Origin of the sequence: Pseudomonas sp. RL_5y_Pfl2_73 (assembly GCF_963970515.1) — a bacterium.
Lineage (GTDB): Bacteria > Pseudomonadota > Gammaproteobacteria > Pseudomonadales > Pseudomonadaceae > Aquipseudomonas.
Genome location: NZ_CAXAPD010000007.1, coordinates 120,640 through 145,824, shown reverse-complemented (window position 1 = coordinate 145,824; position 25,185 = coordinate 120,640). Strand labels below are relative to the sequence as shown.

24 protein-coding genes are annotated in these 25,185 nt (G+C 61.2%); 10 read left to right on the top strand and 14 right to left on the bottom strand.

The features are described from left to right. Nucleotides 1-5: 5 nt before the first annotated feature. Nucleotides 6-569: a helix-turn-helix domain-containing protein gene (locus tag AACY42_RS09305; protein ID WP_339478794.1), complete on the bottom strand. Its 564-nt coding sequence runs from the start codon at nucleotides 567-569 to the stop codon at nucleotides 6-8. Nucleotides 570-581: 12 nt separating this feature from the next. Here AACY42_RS09305 and AACY42_RS09300 point away from each other — a divergent pair, with 12 nt between their 5' ends. Beyond that, nucleotides 582-1,586, top strand: a complete 1,005-nt coding sequence (locus tag AACY42_RS09300) for a DMT family transporter (protein WP_339478901.1) — start codon at nucleotides 582-584, stop codon at nucleotides 1,584-1,586. A 222-nt stretch (nucleotides 1,587-1,808) separates the two neighbouring features. On the opposite strand, the gene AACY42_RS09295 is transcribed toward AACY42_RS09300, so the two are convergent. The 3 genes from AACY42_RS09295 to AACY42_RS09285 form a co-directional block, all read right to left on the bottom strand. Continuing rightward, nucleotides 1,809-3,308: a bacteriocin immunity protein gene (locus tag AACY42_RS09295; protein ID WP_339478791.1), complete on the bottom strand. Its 1,500-nt coding sequence runs from the start codon at nucleotides 3,306-3,308 to the stop codon at nucleotides 1,809-1,811. A gap of 81 nt (nucleotides 3,309-3,389) precedes the next feature. Beyond that, complete coding sequence (locus tag AACY42_RS09290; RefSeq protein WP_339478789.1) at nucleotides 3,390-3,668, bottom strand: bacteriocin immunity protein; 279 nt, start codon at nucleotides 3,666-3,668, stop codon at nucleotides 3,390-3,392. After that, a complete protein-coding gene (locus AACY42_RS09285; RefSeq protein ID WP_339478788.1) occupies nucleotides 3,665-6,238 on the bottom strand; it encodes an S-type pyocin domain-containing protein in 2,574 nt (857 codons plus the stop codon). The genes AACY42_RS09290 and AACY42_RS09285 overlap by 4 nt, the downstream gene beginning before the upstream one ends. A gap of 256 nt (nucleotides 6,239-6,494) precedes the next feature. Between AACY42_RS09285 and AACY42_RS09280 the strand changes: the two genes are divergently transcribed. The 6 genes from AACY42_RS09280 to AACY42_RS09255 are packed head-to-tail and all read left to right on the top strand — an operon-like array spanning nucleotide 6,495 to nucleotide 12,555. Then, complete coding sequence (locus AACY42_RS09280) at nucleotides 6,495-9,419, top strand: monovalent cation/H+ antiporter subunit A (protein ID WP_339478787.1); 2,925 nt, start codon at nucleotides 6,495-6,497, stop codon at nucleotides 9,417-9,419. Further along, nucleotides 9,419-9,763, top strand: coding sequence for a Na+/H+ antiporter subunit C (locus tag AACY42_RS09275; RefSeq protein ID WP_003202835.1), 345 nt, complete (start codon nucleotides 9,419-9,421; stop codon nucleotides 9,761-9,763). The genes AACY42_RS09280 and AACY42_RS09275 overlap by 1 nt, the downstream gene beginning before the upstream one ends. After that, complete coding sequence (locus AACY42_RS09270; RefSeq protein WP_339478786.1) at nucleotides 9,760-11,445, top strand: monovalent cation/H+ antiporter subunit D; 1,686 nt, start codon at nucleotides 9,760-9,762, stop codon at nucleotides 11,443-11,445. The genes AACY42_RS09275 and AACY42_RS09270 overlap by 4 nt, the downstream gene beginning before the upstream one ends. After that, nucleotides 11,442-11,930, top strand: coding sequence for a Na+/H+ antiporter subunit E (locus AACY42_RS09265; RefSeq protein WP_339478785.1), 489 nt, complete (start codon nucleotides 11,442-11,444; stop codon nucleotides 11,928-11,930). Before AACY42_RS09270 ends, AACY42_RS09265 begins: the two co-directional genes overlap by 4 nt. Then, nucleotides 11,927-12,205: a K+/H+ antiporter subunit F gene (locus AACY42_RS09260; protein WP_339478783.1), complete on the top strand. Its 279-nt coding sequence runs from the start codon at nucleotides 11,927-11,929 to the stop codon at nucleotides 12,203-12,205. The genes AACY42_RS09265 and AACY42_RS09260 overlap by 4 nt, the downstream gene beginning before the upstream one ends. Then, entirely contained in the window at nucleotides 12,202-12,555 is a 354-nt protein-coding gene (locus AACY42_RS09255; RefSeq protein WP_339478781.1) for a Na+/H+ antiporter subunit G, read from the top strand. The genes AACY42_RS09260 and AACY42_RS09255 overlap by 4 nt, the downstream gene beginning before the upstream one ends. Nucleotides 12,556-12,786: 231 nt before the next feature. On the opposite strand, the gene AACY42_RS09250 is transcribed toward AACY42_RS09255, so the two are convergent. The 3 genes from AACY42_RS09250 to AACY42_RS09240 all read right to left on the bottom strand — a co-directional run bounded on the left by AACY42_RS09250 (nucleotide 12,787) and on the right by AACY42_RS09240 (nucleotide 15,008). Beyond that, entirely contained in the window at nucleotides 12,787-13,224 is a 438-nt protein-coding gene (locus AACY42_RS09250) for a DUF3995 domain-containing protein (RefSeq protein ID WP_339478779.1), read from the bottom strand. 138 nt (nucleotides 13,225-13,362) lie between these two features. After that, the gene (locus tag AACY42_RS09245; RefSeq protein ID WP_339478778.1) at nucleotides 13,363-14,373 is read right to left on the bottom strand and encodes an ABC transporter substrate-binding protein; all 1,011 of its coding nucleotides are present in this window, start codon (nucleotides 14,371-14,373) and stop codon (nucleotides 13,363-13,365) included. 185 nt (nucleotides 14,374-14,558) lie between these two features. Beyond that, on the bottom strand, nucleotides 14,559-15,008 hold the full coding sequence (locus AACY42_RS09240; protein ID WP_445261566.1) for a hypothetical protein: 450 nt from the start codon (nucleotides 15,006-15,008) through the stop codon (nucleotides 14,559-14,561). Nucleotides 15,009-15,435: 427 nt separating this feature from the next. Between AACY42_RS09240 and AACY42_RS28585 the strand changes: the two genes are divergently transcribed. From AACY42_RS28585 to AACY42_RS09230, 3 genes are all read left to right on the top strand, one after another. Next, nucleotides 15,436-15,672, top strand: coding sequence for a hypothetical protein (locus tag AACY42_RS28585; RefSeq protein WP_445261564.1), 237 nt, complete (start codon nucleotides 15,436-15,438; stop codon nucleotides 15,670-15,672). A gap of 131 nt (nucleotides 15,673-15,803) precedes the next feature. Then, nucleotides 15,804-16,034 (top strand): hypothetical protein, encoded by a 231-nt coding sequence (locus AACY42_RS09235; RefSeq protein ID WP_339478774.1) that lies wholly within the window; start codon nucleotides 15,804-15,806, stop codon nucleotides 16,032-16,034. Between the two features lie 87 nt (nucleotides 16,035-16,121). Continuing rightward, on the top strand, nucleotides 16,122-16,358 hold the full coding sequence (locus AACY42_RS09230) for a DUF2789 family protein (protein ID WP_339478773.1): 237 nt from the start codon (nucleotides 16,122-16,124) through the stop codon (nucleotides 16,356-16,358). A gap of 101 nt (nucleotides 16,359-16,459) precedes the next feature. Here the strand turns inward: AACY42_RS09230 and AACY42_RS09225 are convergent, their stop codons facing one another. From AACY42_RS09225 to AACY42_RS09195, 7 genes are all read right to left on the bottom strand, one after another. Further along, a complete protein-coding gene (locus tag AACY42_RS09225) occupies nucleotides 16,460-18,064 on the bottom strand; it encodes a methyl-accepting chemotaxis protein (RefSeq protein ID WP_339478771.1) in 1,605 nt (534 codons plus the stop codon). A 178-nt stretch (nucleotides 18,065-18,242) separates the two neighbouring features. Continuing rightward, complete coding sequence (locus tag AACY42_RS09220; protein WP_003202859.1) at nucleotides 18,243-18,647, bottom strand: TraR/DksA family transcriptional regulator; 405 nt, start codon at nucleotides 18,645-18,647, stop codon at nucleotides 18,243-18,245. Nucleotides 18,648-18,975: 328 nt separating this feature from the next. Continuing rightward, nucleotides 18,976-19,998, bottom strand: coding sequence for an ABC transporter permease (locus AACY42_RS09215; RefSeq protein WP_339478769.1), 1,023 nt, complete (start codon nucleotides 19,996-19,998; stop codon nucleotides 18,976-18,978). 34 nt (nucleotides 19,999-20,032) lie between these two features. After that, nucleotides 20,033-21,586 carry a sugar ABC transporter ATP-binding protein gene (locus AACY42_RS09210; protein ID WP_339478767.1) on the bottom strand — a complete coding sequence of 518 codons (1,554 nt, stop codon included), beginning with the start codon at nucleotides 21,584-21,586 and terminating at the stop codon, nucleotides 20,033-20,035. A 77-nt stretch (nucleotides 21,587-21,663) separates the two neighbouring features. After that, nucleotides 21,664-22,590 carry a sugar ABC transporter substrate-binding protein gene (locus AACY42_RS09205; protein ID WP_339478765.1) on the bottom strand — a complete coding sequence of 309 codons (927 nt, stop codon included), beginning with the start codon at nucleotides 22,588-22,590 and terminating at the stop codon, nucleotides 21,664-21,666. 347 nt (nucleotides 22,591-22,937) lie between these two features. Then, on the bottom strand, nucleotides 22,938-23,990 hold the full coding sequence (locus AACY42_RS09200) for a Gfo/Idh/MocA family protein (RefSeq protein WP_339478763.1): 1,053 nt from the start codon (nucleotides 23,988-23,990) through the stop codon (nucleotides 22,938-22,940). Nucleotides 23,991-24,150: 160 nt separating this feature from the next. Next, a complete protein-coding gene (locus AACY42_RS09195; protein WP_339478762.1) occupies nucleotides 24,151-25,161 on the bottom strand; it encodes a Gfo/Idh/MocA family protein in 1,011 nt (336 codons plus the stop codon). Nucleotides 25,162-25,185: the final 24 nt, after the last annotated feature.

Sequence of the window (25,185 nt, the reverse complement as noted above, 5' to 3'; positions counted from 1 at the left end):
AAATATCAAATCACCACGTTGCGTACGAATCTCGCCGCCACCGAGCCATCGTTGCGATAGGCATGGGGCTGGTTGCTGGCGAACATGAAGAACTCACCGACGCCTATGCGGCGCTCTTCGCTGCCCAGCAGCAACGTCAGGCAGCCTTCGAATACATAAAGTTGTTCGCTCCATCCCTCTGCGTCGCACTCGGAATGGTAATGCTCGCCCGGCTCCAGCCGCCATTCCCAGAGTTCTACCTCACGGCTGGCGGTGGCCTTGGCGAGCAACACAGCTTTGCTGCCCGGGATCACACCGGCCCAGACCAGCTCGTTGATGCGGCTCGTGTCGCGGGCGTCGGGGGCCTGGATCAAGTCGCTGAAGGCCACGTCCAGGGCTTCGGCGACCCGGTCCAGGGTGGTCAGGCTGACGTTCTTTTCGCCGGCCTCGATGGCCACCAGCATTCGCCGGCTGACCCCCGACAACTCGGCCAGCGCCGTCTGGCTGAGCTCGGCGGCATGCCGCAGACGACGGACGTTCTGGCTGACGTGTTGGAGGACGGAGGCCCGCTGGCCGGATTCTTTGTGCACTATATTGCTCACATGGTTGGGTTGCGCATTATACTGCCCAACTTCGGACGCATTGTGCGTCCGCCTCAAGTGGCGCGCAAGGTCATGGCATCGGTGAACTCCCCGCAAGCTTCCCCCCGTTTCTCAAGATTCAGCAAGGCCGAATGCGTGCTGGTGCTGATTACCATGATCTGGGGTGGGACTTTCCTGCTGGTGCAACACGCCATGACGGTCAGCGGGCCGATGTTTTTCGTCGGCCTGCGCTTCGCTGCCGCGGCCGCGTTTGTCGCGCTGTTCTCCTGGCGGCACCTGCGGGACCTGACGCTGTTCGAACTCAAGGCTGGCTGTTTTATCGGCGTGGCGATCATGCTCGGCTACGGCTTGCAAACCGTCGGCCTGCAAACCATCCCCAGCAGCCAATCGGCGTTTATCACCGCGCTCTACGTGCCATTCGTGCCCTTGCTGCAATGGCTGGTGCTGGGCCGTCGACCGGGCTTGATGCCCAGCCTCGGCATCATGCTGGCGTTCACCGGGCTGATGCTGGTGTCGGGCCCGGCCGGGGCCTCGCTGAACTTCAGCCCCGGCGAAATCGCCACGTTGATCAGCGCCATCGCAATCGCCGCCGAGATCATCCTGATCAGCGCCTATGCCGGCCAGGTCGATGTGCGCCGGGTGACCGTGGTGCAACTGGCGAGCACGGCGGTGCTGGCGTTCCTGATGGTGGTGCCGACCCAGGAAGCGATCCCGGATTTCTCCATGTTGCTGCTGGTCAGCGCCGTGGGCCTGGGCGCCGCCAGCGCAGCGATCCAGGTGGCGATGAACTGGGCACAGAAAAGCGTCTCGCCGACCCGTGCCACGCTGATCTATGCCGGCGAACCCGTGTGGGCCGGCATCGCCGGGCGCCTGGCCGGTGAGCGGCTGCCAGCGATCGCATTGTTTGGCGCGGCGCTGATCGTGGCGGCGGTGATTGTCAGTGAGTTGAAGACCCGGAGCAAAGGTAGCGTCGAGGTAGATGAGGCGCTTGAGCACGAGCAGTGAGGCCGGTCACCTGCAAGGGTGATTGAACCTGTGACTCTGTGTAGGAGCTGTCGAGTGCAACGAGGCTGCGATCTTTCCCCAGACACTTGAGTCTCAAGCGAAAGATCAAAAGATCGCAGCCTTCGGCAGCTCCTACACGAGCCCAGCGGGAGCAAGCTCCCTCGCCACGGGTTATAGGTATGGCGTGCTATCTCCTGACTGGCATTACCCAAGCGCTTTCAATCACGCGCTTCGGCGGTCGTTGAACACGACATAGAGCGGCTCCAATCCCGAATCCAGGGGAAACACCACGACGTAATCATCGAATCGAACGCCTTCGATGGAATCAAAGGCTGCCAATGTCGGCACCGGTGAAGAGTGAATAAAACCGGCAGAATCGAGTCGATTTCGCTCGGACGCAACCGGAGCCTCCAAGCTGTCCGCACGGGTCCATTCAATCACTCGGGGCTGCGGGCCGTCCGTGGTCAAGCGAAAGACTTCTCCAGCTGCATCCCAAACCGCCGGCCTTATGCGCACCTTGGACGGCAACACACCCGTGGCGGGCGTGATGTATATCTGAAAAAGCTCACGTATTTCTTTCAGGCCTCTGAAATGGCTGCCGGGTTTTGTCGCGACCGTTGCAGTGCTCATTCGCAACGGCAACGCCACCTCACCCTGCTGTGCGGCTAGGGTCTGCCAGTCCTGTTCAATTGCAGAGATCTCGGCCAGCGCCACACACAGGCCAAAACGCACCTCTTTGGTTCGACTGACAAGATCAAAACCCAGGACCTCGGCATATTGCCCGGTGTGGCCCTGCTCTGGATGCGTCATCAACCAATTGAACTCGGCGACGGCTGAGCGAATGGATTTTTGCAAATCCACCCGTTGATGGGTCCTGAGTGGCGGCGCATCGCTCAGCAACAGGTTCGGGTGCCTCGTACCGTTTGCAGCGGACATGCGAAACACTACTGGGCTGCTGTCCTGCCCACGCAAGCGCATCAATTGCTGCGAGGAACGCTCCAGTACGGCTTCAGCGGCGGCGTGAAGAACGGCATGACGCTGGGCGATCGAGGTCAGTCGCGCAAGATAACGACCATGATTGGCAGTGGCCTGTCGTGAATTCGCTTGCCAGAGCGCCTGGTCGGCTTTGTTATAGGTGAGATCACGCTGGGCGCCGTTCAGGGCAGACTCGACACGCATTTTACGCCGCTCGAACGCGCCAACGGCCATGACCACTTCGTGTTGTGCGTGCTCCAGTCGCCGCATCCCCTGCTTGAGTGCATCCAGCGTCTGCTCTGCATCGTGTTGGTTTTGTCGTTGCCGGGTCGCAAGCTCCAGCTGGGTAAAGGCTTTTTCAACCGCCTGTTCTGCGGCGGTGATGTCCGAGGCCAACTGCTGTGCATTGGCAAGCTCGCGCTGGGCTCTTGCCGTCGCGTGTTGCGCCATGCTCAAGCGGGGCGCGGGCTTGGCTGGGGCGGGCAGTACCCCACCCTTGAAGGGGATAACGTTCTTTTTGAAATGCCACTGTTTTACGAAGTGGACAATCGTTTCCGGAGCATTGGTATACCCGGTGTCTTCGGGGTAAAACAGCAGGTCCGCGCCTTTGGGGTGCCCGACGATTCGATCGAAATGGTTGATCAGTCGATCATGCTCTTCTTTGCCCATGTCGACATTCCAGATTCTCCCTACGAACACCTGAAACTCGGCCTCGGTGTAATCCTGGAGTTTGGGTTTAAGTTCCATCTATGGTTTTCCTTGTTTAAACATGCATGCTCGGTAACGCACCTGCTCGATTGGTCGAGCAGATGCGTACACGGGGCTGGTCTATTCTGGTTTGAAGCCGGGTTTGTTATTGCGGGCGCGCCATTCCTTGACTTCTTTCAAGATGCCTTCGGGGCTGTCTTCCTGGCCTTCCTTGGGATAGAAAATTACGTCTGAGCGATCAGGGTGTTCAGTGATCAACTCAAAATGGTCCACCAGCCTATTCGTATATTGGCTCAACGCATCCCCCTCCAAAGCAACGGAGTCATCAAAGAATTCTCGAAGAAATGTCAGAAACTCAGCCTCCGTATAATCTTCCAGCCGCTCTTTGAACATACTCATGGCTTCTCTCCTTTGTGTAATTCAATATGCCGCTTTGCAGTCATAACCAGAAGATTCTCCAGGTCATAAACTGCACCGCCTTTCGCAACTTCGTGCTTATGATGGATTTCAAATTTCCTTCTCCCACCGACCTGATCCAATCGACTAGAAAACGGCGGTGCTCCCTTAGACATCTCTCGTAGATTTGAGTCATTGAACTGCTTACGTAACTCGCGATCCGCCGCCACAGCCCTCCAAAACGCCTCCCTGAACCGGTGAAAGTTCGCAAACTCCCTCCCCCTCAACTGATCCGCAATCCGATCAGGAATAGGTGCGCCAGTCGTCCTCGCCGCCTCCCCCAACCAAATGCCCGACACTGGCTGCCCAAACCCGAGCGCCACACCCCGATCATCCCGCCGGTCATAAAACAGCGCATCCGGCGAAGGCAACTCCATATCCCCCGGATACCCCGGAATATTGGCACCGGTTTGCCCCGGATCAACAGCCGGAAACGTCTCGTTTTCCGGTAGGACCGGGATGACAGGATTGCCGGGATAGACCGACGAGAGTGGCGGTGCAATCGGTGAGGTGGTCGGGCCAAGCTGTTCGATGCCCGGTGGGACCAGGGGTGTTCGGGTGCCGTTGCCGATTGGAGGCGCCGGCCAGGGGATGACGGCCGGTACGATGCCCGGCCTGCCCAACAGGCTGTTTGGCGTGGTGATGCTGATGCGGTCAAGGTTGAATGGGTTCTCACCCAGTTCTGCCCGTTCCTGGTAACGCAGTTCGAATTCGCGACGCTCACCGACCCATGTACTTTTCGGCGCGTAGGGCGCAAAACCTCGTTCGATGCGTTTTTGGTTGATTTCATCTGCGTTGCCCGACACCGACAGCGCTGGGTGCTCGGAGAGGGTACGCCACAGTGCCTGGTCGAAGGCACTGAAGGACTTTATCGTCTGCGCCCGCATCTGATGGCCGACTTGCTCGGGAATGGCCGCGCCTTGGGGCTGACTGGCCGTGCTCCACCAATCATTCGCAGCCGGCTTGCCGGCGCCCGTGACGATGCCCGAACCGAGGGGTGGCAAATTGAATGAGAAATAGGTCGGCGGCAGCCCGGGCACGCAGACGATGCAATCTTGAATGCGCAAGTCCGCGCCCGCCGGCAGGGTCTCGACTTGTGGCGCCATGAGCATCAGCACTGGCGGGCTTGTCGGGGCAGTGTGTGGGACCGCGTCAGTGGCGAACTGTAGTTGCCGGGTGACAACACCAGGAACTTCGGCGTTATAGAGGCCGGTCAGAGGGTCCAGGACTGCATTGATGACCGGAACCTGAGCGCTGATTGCCCCGCCAGTATTGGCGACGTGAATCGTGGTGCCTTCGGATACGGTTTCAGGTTTGAGCCGGTGAGGCATTTCCACCGAGCCACCCGCATCGGCAACTGACCTCAGCCGCTGCTCGTCCGCCAGCCCCAGTGCCTGGGCCGGTACGCCAACGCCTTGAAACAGTCGCCGACGTTGCTCGACAGTGAGTTCTCCGTTGCCCAGAGGGGTGGTGTGTGTCGCCAGCGAGATAAATAAACCTGGCCCCTTCAAGGCAATGTTCTTTAACTCACCGAGCATCTCCACGGCCGACTGGACAGCCTTGTCCAATACCGCCGTGTCTTGCCGGGGCACAAACACGGTCCCCTGGCTCAACACCATCCCGCTCGCTGTCAACGAAGCGGCGGGCACACTCACGGTATGGACTTGCCTGAGCCTCTCCAACCGAACGTTTTCATCAACCTGCTGCTTGAAGCGAATGCGCGCCGCACGTTGTTCGGCGTATTGACGCTGGCGCTCCCAGCCGGCTTCCCGTTCACGCCAGGCCACCGTCTGTTCAGCATGACGCCGGGCCAGCGCGTTGGATTTTTCGCTCAGGGCCTTGATCTGTTCGGACAGCAGTCGCGCCTCTTGGGCTGCTGTGTAAGCCTGCTCCCAGAGTCGGTGACCGTCTTCGAGGGCGGTACCGAATTGATCCAGTCGCGTGCGATAGTCGTTCGCCGAACGGGTGAGTGGGTCCTGTCCGTCGAAGACGCGGGCGGCGATGCTTTTGGCGTTGAGTTCCGTGGTTTTGCGGGCGATCAGCCCGTCGATTTCGCTTTTCTCCTTGGTGATGAGGTAAAGCTGCCAGCGTTCGGTCGAGTTCGAGACGGGCGGCCGTTTTGCGGCGGAAATTTCCTTTTGAAGAGACGCGTCGAGTTGTTGCTTTTTGCCCGCGAAGCTCCGATCCACCTCAGCCCGGGTGCTGGTGTGGCGTTGCACCATAGTCGCCAGCGCTTGTTGACGTGCCTGGGCGCGCGCTCGCTCCTGGGCCATGGCCGCAGCCTGGGCCTTTTCCGCGTCTACCTTTGCCTGGGCTTCTTGCTGGGCCTTGAGCTGCTCGTATCTGGCTCTCGCCCTGGCTTTACGCCGTCGCCTGCTGCGCCTGCTGCCCGAACCGCCGAATCCGCCTGAAAAACCGCCGCTTCCAATCTGAAAACCGCCACCTGAAGCCGTCGGCCCAGGCCTGATGACTACCGTTCCATCCGATCCATCGTTAAGTGTTTGCTTTGCCATACAGTTCTCCTTTTCTGTATGGCACACAGTGGCGATGGAACCGTGTTCGGGTGCGGTACATATGTATAGCGCCCGGTTTTTTTTACTGGCGCGGCTCCAGCGCTCGTGGCGGATTCGGACGCGGCGTTCCCTCCCCCAAAACAACGCACAGTCAGAAAACTCCCCCTACCTTGTAGGATTCTGCGACACCCTCGCGGTTGGTGATCGGGAATACGCCACGTATGATCCTTCACAACCTCCCGCCGAATAGAAGCCTATGTCACTGATAGTTCTATTGCTTTTGCCCTTCATCGGCAGCTGTGTCGCGGCGCTGCTGCCGCATAACGCCCGTAACGCCGAATCACTGCTGGCCGGCCTCGTCGCCCTGGCCGGCACGGTTCAGGTGGCCTTGCTGTACCCGCAGATCGCCGACGGCGGCGTGATCCGTGAGCACTACACCTGGTTGCCCAGCCTGGGCCTGGATTTCGTACTGCGCCTGGACGGTTTCGCCTGGCTGTTTTCGTTGCTGGTGCTGGGCATCGGCACGCTGGTGTCGCTGTACGCTCGCTACTACATGTCGCCGGACGATCCGGTGCCGCGCTTCTTCGCCTTTTTCCTGGCGTTCATGGGCGCCATGCTCGGGTTGGTGATCTCAGGCAATCTGATCCAGATGGTGTTTTTCTGGGAACTGACCAGCTTGTTCTCGTTCCTGCTGATCGGCTACTGGTACCACCGTGCCGACGCTCGACGTGGTGCCTATATGGCGTTGATGGTGACCGGGGCCGGCGGGCTTTGCCTGTTGGCCGGGGTGATGCTGCTCGGCCATGTGGTGGGCAGCTATGAGCTGGACAAGGTTCTGGCCGCCGGCGACCTGATCCGTGCCCATGCCCTCTACCCCATCCTGTTGCCGCTGATCCTGATCGGCGCCTTGAGCAAAAGCGCTCAGTTTCCATTCCACTTCTGGCTGCCCCATGCCATGGCCGCACCCACGCCGGTGTCGGCGTATCTGCACTCGGCGACCATGGTCAAGGCCGGGGTGTTCCTGTTGGCGCGGTTATGGCCGTCGCTGTCGGGCAGCGAAGAATGGTTCTACATCGTCGGCGGCGCGGGGGCTTGTACGTTGCTGCTGGGCGCCTACTGCGCGATGTTCCAGAATGACCTCAAGGGCCTGCTGGCCTACTCCACCATCAGCCACCTTGGGCTCATCACCTTACTCCTGGGCCTGAACAGCCCGCTGGCGGCCGTGGCGGCGGTGTTTCATATTCTCAACCACGCCACGTTCAAGGCGTCTCTGTTCATGGCCGCCGGGATCATCGACCATGAAAGCGGCACCCGCGACATTCGCAAGCTCAGCGGCCTGGTGCGGCTGATTCCGTTCACCGCGACCCTGGCCATGGTCGCCAGCGCGGCGATGGCCGGGGTGCCGTTGCTCAATGGTTTCCTGTCCAAGGAAATGTTCTTCGCCGAGACCGTGTTCATTTCCGCCACGGCCTGGGTCGAGCTGGCGTTGCCGATCATCGCCACCATCGCCGGGACCTTCAGCGTCGCCTATTCCCTGCGCTTCACCGTGGATGTGTTTTTCGGCCCCACCGCCACCGACCTGCCCCACACCCCCCACGAACCACCGCGCTGGATGCGTGCACCGGTAGAGTTGCTGGTGTTCACCTGCCTGTTGGTGGGGATCTTTCCGGCCCAGGTGGTCGGCTCGTTGCTCGCCGCGGCCGCATTGCCGGTGGTCGGCGGCACGCTGCCGGAGTACAGCCTGGCGATCTGGCACGGCCTGAACGCACCGATGATCATGAGCCTGGTGGCCATGTCCGGCGGCATCGTCCTGTACCTGCTGCTGCGCAATCAGCTCCGGCAAGGGCACATCAAGCAATCGCCGTTCATTGGCCGGCTCAGCGGCAAGCGCCTGTTCGAACGTTGCCTGGTAATGATGATGCGCCAAGGTCGGCGCCTGGAACGACGGATCAGTACCCGCCGCCTGCAGGCCCAGTTGTTCTGGCTGATCCTGGCCGCCGTGCTCGCTGGGCTGGTCCCGATGCTGCACAGCACGCTGGTCTGGGGCGAACGGCCGAAGATCCCCGGCTCCATCGTCTTCGTCACCCTGTGGCTGCTGGCAATCGCCTGTGCCCTGGGCGCGGCCTGGCAAGCCAAGTACCACCGGCTCGCGGCCCTGACCATGGTCAGCGTCTGCGGCCTGATGACCTGCGTGACCTTCGTCTGGTTCTCCGCCCCCGACCTGGCCTTGACGCAACTGGCGGTGGAAGTGGTCACCACCGTGCTGATCCTGCTGGGCTTGCGCTGGCTGCCACGGCGGATCGAGGACGCCTTGCCCCGGCCCAACAGCGAGCGTCGTGCGCGCATCCGCCGCCTGCGCGACTTGCTGCTGTCCATCGCCGTCGGCGGCGGCATGGCGCTGTTGTCCTATGCGATGCTGACGCGCCAGACGCCCAACGACATTTCTTCGTTCTACTTGCGCCGTGCCCTGCCCGAAGGCGGCGGCAGCAATGTGGTGAACGTGATGCTGGTGGACTTCCGGGGCTTCGACACCCTCGGGGAAATCACCGTGCTGGTGGCGGTGGCCCTGGCGGTGTTCGCCCTGCTGCGGCGTTTCCGCCCACCGAAGGAAAGCATGCAGCTGCCGGCGCAACAGCGCCTGCTGGCGCCGGACGTGGTCACCGATCTGGTCAACCCGCGCCATGCCAGCGACACCGCATTGGGCTTCATGATGGTGCCGGCGGTGCTGGTGCGCCTGCTGCTACCGGTTGCCCTGGTGGTGTCGTTCTACCTGTTCATGCGCGGCCATAACCAACCCGGGGGCGGCTTCGTGGCCGGGTTGGTGATGTCCGTGGCGTTCATCCTGCAATACATGGTCGCCGGCACCCAGTGGGTCGAGGCGCAAATGAGCTTGCGACCGCTGCGCTGGATGGGCACCGGGCTGTTGTTTGCCACCGCCACGGGCCTGGGATCGATGGCCGTGGGTTATCCGTTCCTGACCACCCACACCTGGCATTTCGAATTGCCGCTGCTGGGGGATATCCATCTGGCCAGCGCGCTGTTCTTCGACATCGGTGTGTACGCCGTGGTGGTCGGTTCCACCCTGTTGATCCTCACCGCCCTGGCTCACCAGTCGGTACGGGCCCATAAGCCGGGCCTGCATGCCAAACCCGTCGCCCCCGTCAAAGGAACCACCGCCTGATGGAAGAAGTCATCGCAATCGCAATCGGCGTACTAGCCGCCTCCGGTGTCTGGCTGGTGCTGCGACCACGGACCTTCCAGGTGGTCATGGGCCTGTGCCTGCTGTCCTACGGCGTCAACCTGTTCATCTTCAGCATGGGCAGCCTGTTCATCGGCAAGGAACCGATCATCAAGGACGGCGTGCCCCAGGACCTGCTGCACTACACCGACCCGCTGCCCCAGGCACTGGTGCTGACCGCCATCGTGATCAGCTTTGCCATGACTGCGCTGTTCCTGGTGGTGCTGCTGGCGTCGCGGGGACTGACCGGTACCGACCACGTGGACGGTCGGGAGCCCAAGGAATGACCTTGACGCCTCATTTGATCGCTGCGCCCATCCTGCTGCCACTGCTGACCGCCGCGTTGATGCTGATGCTCGGCGAGAAACACCGCCCGCTCAAGGCACGGATCAACCTGCTCTCCAGCCTGTTGGGCCTGGGCATCGCCATGCTGTTGCTGTACTGGACCCAGGACCAGGCCCTGCCCGCGTCCATTGGCGTGTATCTGCCGGGCAACTGGCAGGCGCCGTTCGGCATTGTGCTGGTGGTCGATCGCCTGTCGGCGCTGATGCTGGTGCTGACCGGCATCATCGGCGTCAGCGCGCTGCTGTTCGCCATGGCCCGCTGGGACCGCGCGGGGGCGAGTTTCCATGCGCTGTTCCAGATCCAGTTGATGGGCCTCTACGGCGCCTTCCTGACGGCGGACCTGTTCAACCTGTTCGTGTTCTTCGAGGTATTGCTGGCAGCCTCCTACGGCTTGATGTTGCACGGTTCGGGCCGGGCGCGGGTGTCGTCGGGGCTGCATTACATCTCCATCAACCTGCTGGCCTCGTCGTTGTTCCTGATCGGCGCAGCGCTGATCTATGGCGTCACCGGTACGTTGAACATGGCCGACCTGGCGTTGAAGGTGCCCCTGGTGCCGGAGGCTGACCGGGGTTTGCTGCACGCCGGGGCTGGCATCCTGGCGGTGGCGTTCCTGGCCAAGGCCGGCATGTGGCCACTGAACTTCTGGCTGGTACCGGCCTACAGCGCCGCCAGTGCGCCGGTGGCGGCACTGTTCGCGATCATGACCAAGGTCGGTGTCTACACGATCCTGCGCTTGTGGACGTTGCTGTTCTCCGGCCAGGCCGGCGCCTCGGCGTATTTCGGCGCCGACTGGCTGATTTACGGCGGCATGGCGACGATTGTCTGCGCAGCCATCGCCATTCTGGCCGCCCAACGCCTGGAGCGCATGGCCAGCCTGAGCATCCTGGTCTCGGCCGGGATCCTGTTGTCGGCCATCGGCTTCGCCCAACCGAACCTGGTGGGCGCGGCGCTGTTTTACCTGGTGAGCTCGACCCTGGCACTCTGCGCGTTGTTCTTGCTGGCCGAGCTGATCGAACGCTCACGCTCGGCCAATGAACCGTCCCTGGATGACGACCTCGACACGTTGCCGCGACCGCTGGAGTCCTTGCAACTGCCCAAGGGCATCAACCTCGATGACGAACAGAAAGCCGTGGTCGGACACGTGATCCCCTGGACCATGGCCTTCCTTGGCTTGAGCTTTATCTTCTGTGCGCTGCTGATTATCGGCATGCCACCGTTGTCAGGGTTTATCGGCAAGCTGAGCCTGCTCAGCGCCCTGCTCAATCCCCAGGGGCTCGGGGCCAGCACCGAGGCACTGGTGTCGAACCAGGCGTGGGGCCTGTTGGCGTTGCTGATCCTGTCGGGGCTGGCCTCCTTGATTGCCTTCTCACGGCTGGGCATCCAACGCTTCTGGACGCCCCGGGAACGCCCGTCACCGTTGTTGCGTCCGTTCGAATGCCTGCCGATCGTCTTGCTGCTGGGCCTGGGCATCGCCCTGACTTTCAAGGCCGAGGCATTGCTGCGCTATACCCAATCCGCTGCTGATGCGTTGAACAACCCGGAACATTATGTGATGTCGGTACTCGCCACCCGCGCCGTCCCCAATCCTGCAGCCAGGGCCGCCTTGCAGGAGCTACAGCCATGAAACGCCTGCTTCCTGCTCCGTGGTTGTCCCTGGCGCTGTGGTTGCTGTGGCTGGTGTTGAATCAGTCGCTCAGCGTCGGCCACCTGCTGCTGGGCGCTGTGTTGGGCTTCCTGACGCCGCTGATGATGCGCCGGTTGCGACCGCGGCCCATCCGTATCCGGCGACCGAGTATGGTGTTGCGCTTGTTCCTGCGGGTGGGCCGCGAGGTACTGGTGTCCAACCTGGCGGTGGCCTGGGGTGTGCTGAACGCTGGACGCCGCCCGCCTCGCTCGCGGTTCATCAAGGTGCCGCTGGACCTGCACGACGCCAACGGCCTGGCCGCGCTGTCGATGATCACCACGGTGATTCCGGGGACGGTCTGGTCGGAGCTGGCCCTGGATCGCAGCATCCTGTTGGTACATGTGTTCGATCTGGAGGACGAGGCGTCATTCATCGCGCATTTCAAGGCCACCTACGAGCGACCGTTGATGGAGATTTTCCAATGACCCCCTTGTTGTCCAATGCGATTCTGTTGAGCCTGCTTCTATTCTCCCTGGCGATGGTGTTGACCCTGTGGCGGCTGTTCAAGGGACCTTCGGCGCAGGACCGGGTATTGGCCCTGGACTATCTGTACATCGTGGCGATGCTGATGATGCTGGTATTGGGCATCCGTTACGCCAGTGACACCTATTTCGAGGCGGCCCTGCTGATCGCTCTGTTCGGCTTTGTCGGCTCGTTTGCCCTGGCCAAGTTCCTGTTGCGTGGCGAGGTGATCGAATGAATGGTGAACTGTCGATGTGGGTCGAAATCCCGGTGGCGATCCTGCTGGTGCTCAGCAGCCTCTTCGCCCTGATCGGGGCAATCGGCCTGGTGCGGTTGAAGGATTATTTCCAGCGCATGCACCCACCGGCCCTGGCCTCCACACTGGGGGCCTGGTGCGTGGCACTGGCTTCGATCGTGTATTTTTCGGCACTCAAGTCCGGACCGGTGTTACATGCCTGGCTGATACCGATCCTGTTGTCCATCACCGTCCCGGTGACCACCCTGCTGCTGGCCCGGGCGGCCTTGTTCCGCAAACGCATGGCCGGGGATGATGTGCCGGCGCAAGTGAGCAGTCACCGAACCGACTGACAGACATCTCGAGCCGGTACAGCTTTGTGGCGAGGGCGATTGCCCCCACTGGGCCGCGCCCTGTAAAACTGCGTAGGAGCTGTGTAGGAGCTGACGAGTGCAACGAGGTTGCGATCCTCCCCAACCACTTGAGTCCCAAGCGAAAGATCAAAAGATCAAAAGATCGCAGCCTTCGGCAGCTCCTACACAAGCCCAGCGGGAGCAAGCTTGCTCGCCACAGTTCGGAGTGGCTCAGGCCCAGGCCACCGTCAGCAACCCGGCCCCAAGCACCACGCACAACGGCGAATAGACCCAGGTGTCGAGCCTGGCGAATGTCGAGCCCTTGACCTCCTTGAAGAAGCCCACCAGGTTCGACTCGCCGATGGCTCGGGCGAACATCAGCAAGGCAATCGCGCTGATCAGCCACTGCAATGCCCGATGGGTGACCGGCTGCGCCAGCAGGCCGACCCGCAGGCAAACCAGCAGCGCCACCATCAGCAGTGCCAGGGCCACCAGCAAGGTCAGCCAGCCCGAGGGATCGAACGCCGGTCGCAGCGCATCCCCCTGTTTCACCGGCACCTGAGGTACCACTGCCTTGGCCGCCCACCGCCCACCCAGGGCCCAATACATATGAATCAAGCTGATGGTCGCAAACACTGCGACCAGCGACCGAGCCAATAAAAGCGTCATTCGCCAGCCTCCTGAAAAAAGGTTGAACAATCATCCTAGCTCGAATTTGGCATTTCGCTGGACGGGCGTAGATTGCCAGTTTCCAGCGAATGACTCATTGCCCAGGATCAAGAGTTCAACCTGCTAGCACGCAGGACACTAAAGGCCGGCAGATACCTTGTCCGCCACCTCCTTGGGCAACCAGGCCTGCCAGACCTGCGGATGCGCCTTGAGGAACGCCTCGGCGGCTTCACGGGGTGGGGTGCGCTTCTCGCTCATGTCGGCCAAGGCCTTGTTCAACGGTTCGATGGGCAAATCGACCTTACTGAAGAACTCGGTAATGTCCGGGTATTGCTTCTGGAACGGGGCAGAGACGCCAATCGACAGTTTCGAGGCCAGTGAGCGGGTCGGTTTCGGGTTGGGGTTATCGGCGTCGGTCAGGGTTTTCCAGGCCTCGGCATCGAACGGTGGCTCTTGCAACTGCACCAACTTGAAGCGCCCGAGCAGTGGCGTGGGCGACCAGTAATAAAACAGGATCGGCTTGCCCCGGCGGATCGTCGAACTGATTTCCGCATCGAGCGCCGCCCCCGAGCCGCTGCGAAAATTCACGTAGCTGTCAGACAGGCCATACGCCTTGAGCTTCTGTTTGTTGACCACCTCGGAGGTCCAACCAATGGGGCTGTTGAGGAAGCGACCCTTGTCGGGGCTCTCCGGGTCCTTGAACACATGCTTGTAGCGCGCCAGGTCCTCAACGCTGCGCAGGTCCGGCGCCAGGGGCTTGATGCCCTTGGCCGGGTCGCCCTTGATGACGTATTCGGGCACCCACCAACCTTCCGTCGCGCCTTTGACTGTATCGCCCAAGGCGATCACCTTGCCTTCGGCCTCGGCCTTGACCCACACCGGGCTGCGGCCGGCCCATTCCTCGCCGATCACCTGGATGTCGTTATTGGCCAGGGCCGTTTCCAGGGTAATGGTGGTGCCCGGCAATGTGTCGGTCTGCAACCCGTAGCCTTTTTCGACGATGATCCGCAGGATATCGGTGATCAGGCTGCCACTTTCCCAGTTCAAGTCGGCAAAGTGGATCGGCGCCGTGGCAGCCGACGCCGGAAGGGGTGAAACCAACACCGCGAAGGTGGCCCAGGCAGCCAGCCACTGTCGAACTCGTTTCATGCTTTGCACCTCATGCCAGATACAGCAATAGCTGAACGGCCCTGCGTCAGCGAACGCAAGCCCTGAATAATTCAGTCAATTGACTGTAGCCGAGGTTCCAGCGATATCTTGCGAAACTGTCAGCGGTTTGGGCACACAGCCCTCACAAGCCCGATGCCTACACGCTTTTGAGCGGTCTGACGCGATCACTCGCTGGCCTTGAAGGTCACCAGTTCGCCCTTGCGCCACTTGGCGGCCTTGGCGGTGACCGCCTTCAGGGTCTTGGTCAAGCCTTCCTGCAACTGTTCGGTGGCCGCAAACACGGTCACCACGCTGTGGCCTTCCTTGAACAGGATTGCCTGACCACCGGGGGTCGTGACGAAGGCGTAATCGCCAAGGCCATAGACCGTCAGCTTGATTTCGCGAAAGCGGATTTCAAACTTGCCACCTTCGCGGCTGGGCAACACCGCTGCGCGAAAATGATCACCGACCTTGAGTTCTAGCCTGGGCTTGTCATCGACCACCAGGGCCGACTCGGTGTCGATTTCGGCGACATAAATACCTTCGGCGGTCTGCTCGGTGATGTAGACGAAACGTGACTGGAAGAGTTTGACCAGTTTTGCCCGCAGGTCACCAAGTACGAATAACGCATGCATGTCGAGATTACTTACTGCCAAGGAAACATCCCCATCTTTGAAAAAGGCCCGCCCCCCGGAAAGGACGGAGCACGAGAACCCGTACCGACTGTAGTGTCGTAATGGACCTGTAACTGAACTTCGAAGTGAACGGCGCGCCCTGTCCCGGGCCGAGAGCAGACTAAAGGTTGCCGCTCTCGCCGTCTTTCCCGGAGGGTCGCCAGAGGTTGAAGGAAAAAGCCACTCTGAGCATCGGAAAAGATGGGACTACTAACTTTAGGGAAATTTCTCACTTAAAAAAGCATTTTTCTGACATCGAGCGCAAAAAAAATTGCTTTAGATAGCCGCAGCCGTCCACACGACACTGCCGATTCTAGAGCAGCCGAAGGCGTGGAGACTACTCGAAGTACCCGACAATTCGTCGGTAAACCATAGAAAAGGAATTCACATGGCCTCTTTCACAACCCTATCCCCCCCCTTTCCACCTTGCATCGTTGATACAGCCGACACCTTTGACGGGGTCGATTGCCTGCCCATTTCGTTAACACAGCCACGCTATCGGGTCGTTTTGGCGGGCAAGTGTTTTTTTCACATTGAGGAAACATCGACTGGACGTGTAAGAGGATTCCGAACCGACCATAACGAAGCCTGCTACCTGGCCAGGCGTCTCGAACGCAGCGCCTGAGCTCAAATACGACCGTCGATGACTTAACTCAGCCATCGACGGGCAACTGCTGCCATACTGCCCGCCCAGCGAAACCGTCGCCCATCGGCGGATCGCGCACCCATAGTATGACTTCGAGGAGAAGGCGCGACGTGACGGAATTTGATATCGGCGAATTTTTTATCCGGGGCGAAGCCAGAGAAGTCGAAGGCGAGTTCCAGGCCGTCATTGTGATGCGCGCCAAGCCACCCTTGACCACCGTCAGTTGCCACCAGGTGGAGAAGGATCGCTGGTTCAAGACCGCGGAGATCGCTGCCGAGGCTGCCAGGGAAGCGGCCAAGACGTTGAAGGCCGCCGTGGACGAAGGGGCCCTGAAAGCCTGAGTCCGATCGAACTCCTGATGAGCGCTTGCCTCAGATAAAGGGAAGCACCGAGGCGCCACGACGGCGCCCCGCCCAAAGGAGACTCCCATGGAACAACCTTCCCACGAACTCAAGACCCTGTTCGACCAACTGGGCCTGACCTGCGACGGCACGGCCATTGACGACTTCATCATCGCCCACCCGCTGGCCCCGGAGATCAAGCTGGTGGAGGCCAATTTCTGGTCGGACCAGCAAAAAGACCTGCTCCGGGAATGGCTGCTCGCCGACGGCGAAGAAGCAGTGCTGGTGGATCAGCTGAACGTGCGTCTGCACGGCGGCAAGTAGCGGCAAGGGCCATTGGCCGAGTGCGTCACCGCTACTGTGGCGAGGGGATTTATCTGTGGGAGCAAGGCTTGCCCCCACAGCCATATCAGTGGCGTTGAGGGCTAACGCGGTTTCTCCGGTTTGTAGCCCAACCGCAAGCCACCCCAGTGACGCCCCTTGAGCATGATCGGTACGGAAAGGTCGTGCATTAACTCGCCCGTGTCGCGTGTGTAGGTCTGGAGCAGTACAGGTTGCTGGTGGCTGCCACAGCGGATTCCGGTGCGATCGGAGAACTTGCGCTTGGTGCGGCTATTCAGCGTGTCCACCTGGGGATCGCCGGTCAGCGGCTGGCTGAAGACTTTGTTATGGGTCGGCACGTAGCCCTGTTGGGTGCAGGCAATCGCAAACACCAGGCCCTCATGTCGGGCAAGCAAGGGCTCTTGAATCGCCGGCAGGACCTGGTCGGTGTAGCGGTCGAAGCGGGTCTGGTATTTGGCCGGCTGGGTATTGGGGATGGGCTGGTAGTTACGGTCGAACAGGTCCTCCAGGCTGACACGGCCCTGGTCGATATCGGCTTCGAACTGCGCGGCGATCTGGCTCGCGCCTTCCCGGGCCAGGTCGTAGACCCGTTGGTGATAATCGTCGAGGCCCACCTCCGCCAGGCGTTCGCTGATGGTTTCGGCCTGGCCCTCCATTTGCACGGCCGCCTCGGCCAGGCGCTGGGTCTGCTGGTCGCTGATGGACAGGTCGCCGCGCATCTGCTCAATGGCGTGGAACAGGCTGTCGAGTTGTTCGCGATTGGTGTCGGTGCCTTGGGCGATGGCACTGACCTGGGTTTCGACGCCGGCGGCGAGCCGAGCGATGTTTTCCAGATGCTCGCCGGTGTGCTCGACCTGCTGCACGCCAATGTCCAGGTCAGCGGCCAGTTGACGGATCTGCTCCACCACCTGGGCGGTGCGTTGCTGGATGTCGGCCACCATCACCCCGACTTCGCCAGTTGCCGCAGCCGTGCGCCCGGCCAGGCCACGAACTTCATCGGCCACCACCGCGAACCCACGGCCATGCTCACCGGCCCGTGCCGCCTCGATGGCCGCGTTCAGCGCCAGCAGGTTGGTCTGGCTGGCGATCGACTGGATCACCAGGCTGACCCGCTGGATTTCATCGCTGCGTACGCTCAAGGCCTCGATCAACTCGCGACTGTCGTTTGCGCGCTGGCTGAGCTGGTGCATGCGGCTGATCGATTCCACCAGCTCGCTGCGCCCGGCCACACTGCTGCGATGGGCCTCGCTGGCGGCGCCCAGGGCTTGCTGGCTGAGTTGCGAAGTGGCCTGTTCGGTGGCGATCATCGACTCGGCATTGCCGACGATCTGCGCCGCCGCGTCGAGTTGGGACTGGACCTTGCCGGCCAGTTGCTTGACCGAATAGGCGACGCCGGCCGCTGACAGCGCGTTATGGCTGGTGGTATAGGACAGGTCGCGGGTCAGCTCGGCCAGCGTGTCCGTCGCGGGTGCAGGCACCGCGGCCACGCGCGAACGCAGGCGCGGCAACCAGACGATGAGCATGACCAGTGGCAGGCCCAGGTACAGCGACCAGCCGCCCAGGGCCATGCCGCACAGCAGCAATGCCAGGGCGAGACTCTGCAAGGTCGGCGTCAGCCAGCGCGCCGTGCGTTTTGTCTCAGGTACCGAGGCCGGCACTGCACCTGTCAGCGTTCCGTCTGTCGCCATGTTCGTCACCCACACTCTCGTTGTTATGACTGCATTAAACGCCACTACAGAGCCATTATCCATGGTCCATTAGTCGCGTTCTTGCAGCAGATCAACGGGAGTAGACGAACGAGCACGGGCTAAAGCAAAAGATCGCGGCCTTCGTCAAAAGGTCGCGATCTTTTTGGGAAAACCCGAATCAGGCCTGACGCTGGTGCTTGTCGATCTGTTCGTGACGTTCCTGGGCTTCAATGCAGTACTTGGTGGTCGGGCTGATCAGCAGGCGCTTGAGGCCGATCGGCTCGCCGCTGTCGTCGCACCAGCCGAAGCTGTCGTCGTTGATGCGGTCCAGAGCCTGCTCCAACTGAGGCAGCATGCGCTGGTCGCGATCGATGGCGTTGACCAGCCAGGTACGCTCTTCTTCTACGGAAGCAGCGTCCGCCGGGTCAGCCGGGGTGTCCAGGCTCTCAATGGCGATTCGGTTCTGTTCGATGCGCTCGTGGGTTTCGACTTTCATGTTCTGCAACAGCTTGGTGAAGAAAGCCAGCTGCTCGGCATTCATGTAGTCATCCGCCGGCATGGCCAGCAACTTTTCCTTTGTCATTGATATCTCTATAAAAAAACGTGCATTAAGGCGAATTATGGAGCGTCCCGCAGCGTAGCTGCCACGCTCATCAGGAAGGCGCCGTCTATTCCAAGCGCCACCTGGCACTCAATTTACGAGGGGCGGCAGTCTAAGGCCGAGTCGAGGCCTCAGCAACTGAAAACATAGGGAAAATGTCCGACAACCCCTTCAAATGTTCCCTGACAGGCTTTTGGCAGTCATCGGAGTGCGTTTATAACAAGAAATTCGGTGCAATTGCTGTATTAAGAAGACAAATGGCAACGCCACGCGGGTCAGGCGTGGCGCTCTGTCGCAACTTTCTTGGGCATCAGCGCTTGAGTTTGCGCTTGTTGCGGTACTGGTCGATGACCACCGCCACCACGATGATCAGGCCTTTGATGATGTCCTGGATGTAGGCATCGACACCGACGAAGGTAAAACCGCTGGCCATCACCCCAAGGATCAGTGCCCCGATCACGGTCCCGGTGATGCGCCCCACCCCACCCGCCAGGCTGGTGCCGCCAATCACGGCCGCGGCAATCGCGTCCAGTTCATAGGACATGCCCATGCCCGCCTGCCCGGTCGCCGCCCGCGCCGAGGCCACCACGCCGGCTAACCCCGCCAGCAACCCGGCAATACTGTAGACGATCACCAGGTGGCGCTTGACGTTGATGCCTGATGTGCGCGCCGCCTGCATGTTGCCGCCAATGGCGTAGGTGTACTTGCCATACTTGGTGTAGCGCAGGGCGATGTGGAAGATCACCGCCACCACCAGGAAGATGATCACTGGCATCGCGCCATGCCCAATGGCCGTATAGGAGTCGGACAACATGCTCACCGGTTGGCCTTCGGTGTAGTAGCGCGCCAGGCCACGGGCCGAGACCATCATGCCGAGAGTGGCAATGAACGGCGGAATACCGGTAATGGCGATGATACTGCCGTTGATCGCCCCGGCCAGCAGCCCTACGCCGAGCCCCACCACCACCGGTATCCACACCGGCAAGTCCGTCAAGGAGGGAAACACCGCCCGGGAGAAGTCAGAAGTCTGGGCCAGGCTGGCGGCAATCATGGCCGACAGCGCCAGCACCGAGCCGGACGACAAGTCGATACCCGTGGTGATGATCACCTGGGTCACACCGATGGCCAGCAGGCCGATGATCGACACTTGCAGGATCATCAGCACCAGGCGCTGGGAGTTCATCAGGAAACTCTGGTCGCGCACGATCCAGCCGAACATCTCGAAGACCAGGCCGATGCCGATCAGCACCAGGAAGATACTCAGTTCCGTCGGCAGTCGCCGGCGCGCCCTGGCCGGTGCTGCCGCGGGTTTGTTTTCCAGTATCGCGTTCATAACCATTCACCTTTTTTATCTGGACTGACGGGCATCAGGACAGGCCCGAGGCCAATTGCATGACGCGTTCCTGGGTCGCTTCGCTGCGGTCGAGGGTGCCCATCAGGTCACCTTCGTGCATCACCATGACCCGGTCGCTCATGCCCAGTACTTCCGGCAGTTCCGAGGAAATCATGATCACCGCCATGCCTTCGCTGGCGAGGTAGGAAATCAGCCGGTAGATCTCGGCCTTGGCACCGACATCGATGCCACGGGTCGGTTCGTCGAGGATCAGGATGCGCGGGTTGGTCATCAGCCAGCGGGCCAGCAGCGCTTTCTGCTGGTTGCCGCCAGACAAAGTGTCGATGCACTGTTCCAGCGACGGGGTCTTGACCCGCAGCTTCTTGCACATGTCTTCACACAAGGCGCGCAGGGCTTTCTGCTGGATGAAGCCGTTGCCGACGTAATGGGGCAGCACGGCCATCTCCATGTTTTCCAGCACCGACAGGCACGGGAACAGGCCACTGAGCTTGCGGTCCTCGGTCAACAGCGCGAAGCCTTTCTCGATGGCCATGTGCGGGTCGCTGATACGCACCGGTTGGCCGTCCAGCAGGATTTCGCCACCGGTACTCGGGGTCACGCCGAAAATCGCCTCGGCCACGTTGGTCCGGCCCGAGCCCATCAGCCCGGCGATGCCCAGTATCTCCCCGGCATGCAGGTCGAAGGACACGCCCTGGAAGATGCCGTCCAGGCTCAGGTCGCGCACCGACAGCATCAAGTCGCCGATGGGTTGCTCCCGCACCGGGAACAACTGGCTCAATTCACGCCCGACCATCATCGAAATCAGGCTGTCGCCGTCCATGCTGTCGGCCCGTTGCAGGCCGATATAGGCGCCGTCGCGAAACACTGCCACTTCGTCAGCGATGGCGAACACTTCGTTCATTTTATGGGTGATGTAGATGATGCCCTTCCCCTGGGACTTGAGGTCGGCAATGATCGAGAACAGGTGGGCGACTTCAGTCTCGGTAATAGCCGAGGTCGGCTCGTCCATGATCAGGATGTCGGAGTCGTAGGACACGGCCTTGGCAATCTCCACCATCTGCCGCTCGGCGATGCTCAGGTTGCCCACCTGCTCCTCAGGGTCGAGGTTGATGCGCAGGCGCTCCAGCAGCCGGGCGGTGCAGCGATGCATCTCACCATGGTCGACCATGTGCAGACCGTTGAGCTGCTCGCGACCGATCCAGATGTTTTCGGCGATGCTCATATGGGGCATCAGGTTCAGTTCCTGATGGATCATCGCGATACCGGCCTGCAACGCCGCCAGCGGCGTGTCGAACGTCACCGGCTTGCCGCGCAGGCGCAGTTCGCCGGCGTCCGGCTGGTAGATACCGGCGATGATCTTCATCAAGGTGGATTTGCCCGCGCCATTCTCGCCCATCAGGGCCAGCACGGAACCGGGGCGTACCCGCAGTTGTACATCGGTCAGGGCCACCACGCCGGGAAAGCCTTTGCTGACATCGACGACTTCCAGCAGGTACGGTTCATCAGGTATTACGTCCGGCCGGAAAGTCATCGCCGGGGCGCTCGAAGCAGTCGCTGAAGCGAACATGATCAGGTACTCCCTCGGCAAGGTCGGCGTTACAACCTTGCCTGTTTATTGTTGTGGTGGGACCGGTGCGTCAAACGTCACTTGAACTGATCGACGTTTTCCGGCGTGATCAGGCGATACGGCACCCAGACGGACTGTTCGACCGGTTGGTTCTTGACCATTTTCACGGCCGTATCGATCGAGCCGTCGGCCTGGCCCTTGGCGTCCTGGAACACCGAGACGGTCATGTCGCCTTTCTTGATGGCGTTCAAGCCGTCCGGTGTGCCATCGACCCCGGCAATCAATACGCTGCCCTTCTTGGTGCCCGCTTGTTTGAGGGCCATGGCGGCGCCGATGGCCATCTCGTCGTTGTTGGACACCACGGCATTGAAATCGCGGCCCTGGGTCAGCCAGTCGTTGACCAGGGTCATGCCCCTGTCCCGGGACCAGGTGCCCGTCTGCTCCTGCTCGATCTTGATGTCAGGGTATTTGGCCAGCACCTCCTTGACACCCTTGGTGCGGTTGGTGGTGGAGTTATTGGCGAGGTCGCCCAGCAGGATCACGATGTCGCCCTTGCCGCCCATCTTGTCGGCCAGGTATTGCATCTGCATGCGGCCCGCTTCCAGGTCATCGGATGCCACGGTAACCACACCTTCTGGCAACGTCGGATCATCCGGACGGCGGTTGACGTACACCAGAGGGATACCAGCGGCCACGGCGGCCTTGGTGATGCGCTGGGTCGCGGCGGTGTCCACCGGGTTGACGATGAGCGCATCGACCTTCTGGCTGATGAAGCTTTCCACCTGGCTCAGTTGCTTGACCACGTCACTGCGCGCGTCTTCGAACTGGAGGGTGACGCCATCCGGCAGGGATTTGGCTTTCTTGTCCATGGATTCGCGCAGGTAAGTCAGCCAGGTGTCATCGAACTGGGACATGCTGACGCCGATCCTCAGGTCCGCCAGGGCAGCGCCGCTGGTGAGCATCAACGACAGGGCCAGCGAGGCGATACGGGTCTTGGTCTTCATGAACGGTCTTTCTCCACTTTTTTGTTGGTTTTATGGATAAGGCGTGACGGATCAGGAACGGGGCAAGCGCACGATGGGCGCGCCGGGCATGCAACACACCACGGTGCCCTTACGCTGGATACACAGGGATTCGAACAGGGGAAGGACTGCGGACAGGCGCAGCAGATGTGGCAGGTGAAACGCAGAGCAGCTGAAGGTTTTCATCGACGGTACCTAGCTGTGTTTCTTGTTTTTGTTTCGTCAGTCATCCGGTCAAGGCTGGCTTGGCGGGGAGACAGACAGGATTGTCGGTAACCTGGAATCGACTTTATTGGAAAATATTTTCTATATCAACAAATTTTAGAATTTTATTCGTTTTTCATTCCATGGCCAACCGGCGTGGACAATCGCACCACTTCGCCCTGCTCGGCACTCAGCCTGGCAGCATCAAGGATGCGCGTGGTCGCCAGTGCATCACGGGCCTCCACCGGCAGCGGGCCAGCGCCCTGCAACGCGGTTTGCAGGTGTTGGTAGAACGCCAGCCAGCAGCCACGCTCCGAGGTCACCCGCTCGCGCTCGGTGCCGTGTTCGAACCAGCCCCAGCGCCGATGCTCTTCAGCCCCCCAGCGTTCACCCTCGGTCGCCGGGCTCAAGCCTGCCAGCGCCTGGGCCTCTTGCCCGTCCAGGCCTTCGACGGTATAGCAGCCCAGGGTGCCGTTGACCCGAAAGCGCGGGCGTGCTGCGTGCTGCATACAGTTGCCGCTCAAGTGAGAAATCACACCACTGGCATGGGTCAAGGACATGAAGAAGCCGTTGTCGAACACCTGGTCAGGCTGCCGGTAGTCCAGCTCGGCGTAGACCTGTTCCACCGGCCCGAACAGTTGCAGCGCCTGGTCTACCAAGTGGCTGCCCAAGTCGCGCAGGAACCCACCACCACTGCCTTTGCCGACCGAAGTCGGCGAATAGCGCTCGACGCTGGATTCAAAACGAATGACCTGCCCCAGGGCGCCGGACGCCAGCAGCTTGCGCAGCGTCAGGAAATCCGAATCCCAACGGCGGTTCTGGTACACGCTCAATGGCACCTTGTGTTGTTCTGCGGCCACCACTATCGCCTCGGCCTGCGCTGCATCCCAGGCAAAAGGCTTGTCGCTGACCACCGCCACGCCGAGGTCAATGGCTTGCATCACCACCTCCGGACGACCTTCCAGCGGCGTGGACACCACCACCGCATCAACGCCCGCAGCGACCAGTTGTTCGAGAGAGTCGAAGGCGTGGACGCGCGGATAATCACTCGCCAGTTGCTGGCGCCGCTCGGCAGACCGGGTCACCACCCCGACGAACGTAGCCCCGGGCAGACTGCTGATCAGCGGCGCATGAAAAAAACGCCCCCCTTTGCCGTAGCCGACTAGTCCGATTCGCATGAAAGCTCCTTGAAAGTCATTGAATACACACCACTACCCTGTGGGAGCGAGCCTGCTCGCGATAGCGTCGGATCGGCTTGCATCGGTGTTGACTGGCCCACCGCTATCGCGAGCAGGCTCGCTCCCACAATTTGACCGCATCCCCAAAGGAGAAATGTGGTCAGCCGTAGAAGCGCGGGCGCTCGGGCAGGTCGACCTTGACGATCTGCCCGCTCTGCTGCGCTGCCACACAGGCATCCGCCGCCACGGCGGCGGCAAAACCATCCCAGGCCGACGGCCCACCCACTTGCCCGGCGCGCACGCCGTCGATGAAGGCCTGCAATTCGACGTCGTAGGCCGCGATGAAGCGGTCCTTCCAGTCCATCAGGATCGCATTGGACAACTTGGCGCCACTGCGCAATTGCACCTGGGAGGGCTCCGGGAGCCTGGCGATGCCGGTCTCCCCCACCACTTCGCACTGGATATCGTAGCCGTACTGGCAGTTGACGAACACTTCGACGTCGATGCGCGTGCCCCTGGCGGTTTCCAGCAAGACGATCTGCGGGTCACGCAAGTGGGCCAGGGCCTTGCTGGTCTTGCGTGGAAACACCACTTGCACCGAGACGTAGTCATCGGCCAGCAGCCAGCGCAACACATCCAGCTCATGGATCAAGGTGTCGGTGATCGCCATGTCGGTCTTGTAGTTCTCGCCCACGCTCGGGTTGCGGTGGGCGCAATGCAGCATCAGCGGTTCACCGATCTGGCCGCTGTCGAGCACCGCCTTGAGCGCGCGATAGCCTTCATCGTAAGGGCGCATGAAGCCGACCTGCACCAGGCGCTTGCCGTGGGCCACTTCGGCCTCGACGATCTTGCGGCAGCCTTCGGCTGTGACCGCCAGGGGTTTTTCACAGAACACCGGTTTGCCCGCCGCAATCGCCGCCAGCACGAATTCTTCGTGGCTCGGGCCCCAGGAGGTGACTAGGATTGCCTCCACGTCCGGCGCCTTGATCAACGCGTGACCGTCGGGGTAAACCTCAGCGGTCAGCTTGAGATCGGCAACGACCTTGGCCGCTTGTGGCAAGTTGATATCGGTCACCGCCACCACCTGACTGTTGAGCAAGGTCTGGCTGCAACGACGGATATGGTCCTGGCCGATGGCCCCGGTGCCGATGACGCCCAGCTTCAAAGACATGTAGAGAACTCCTTTCGTATTGTT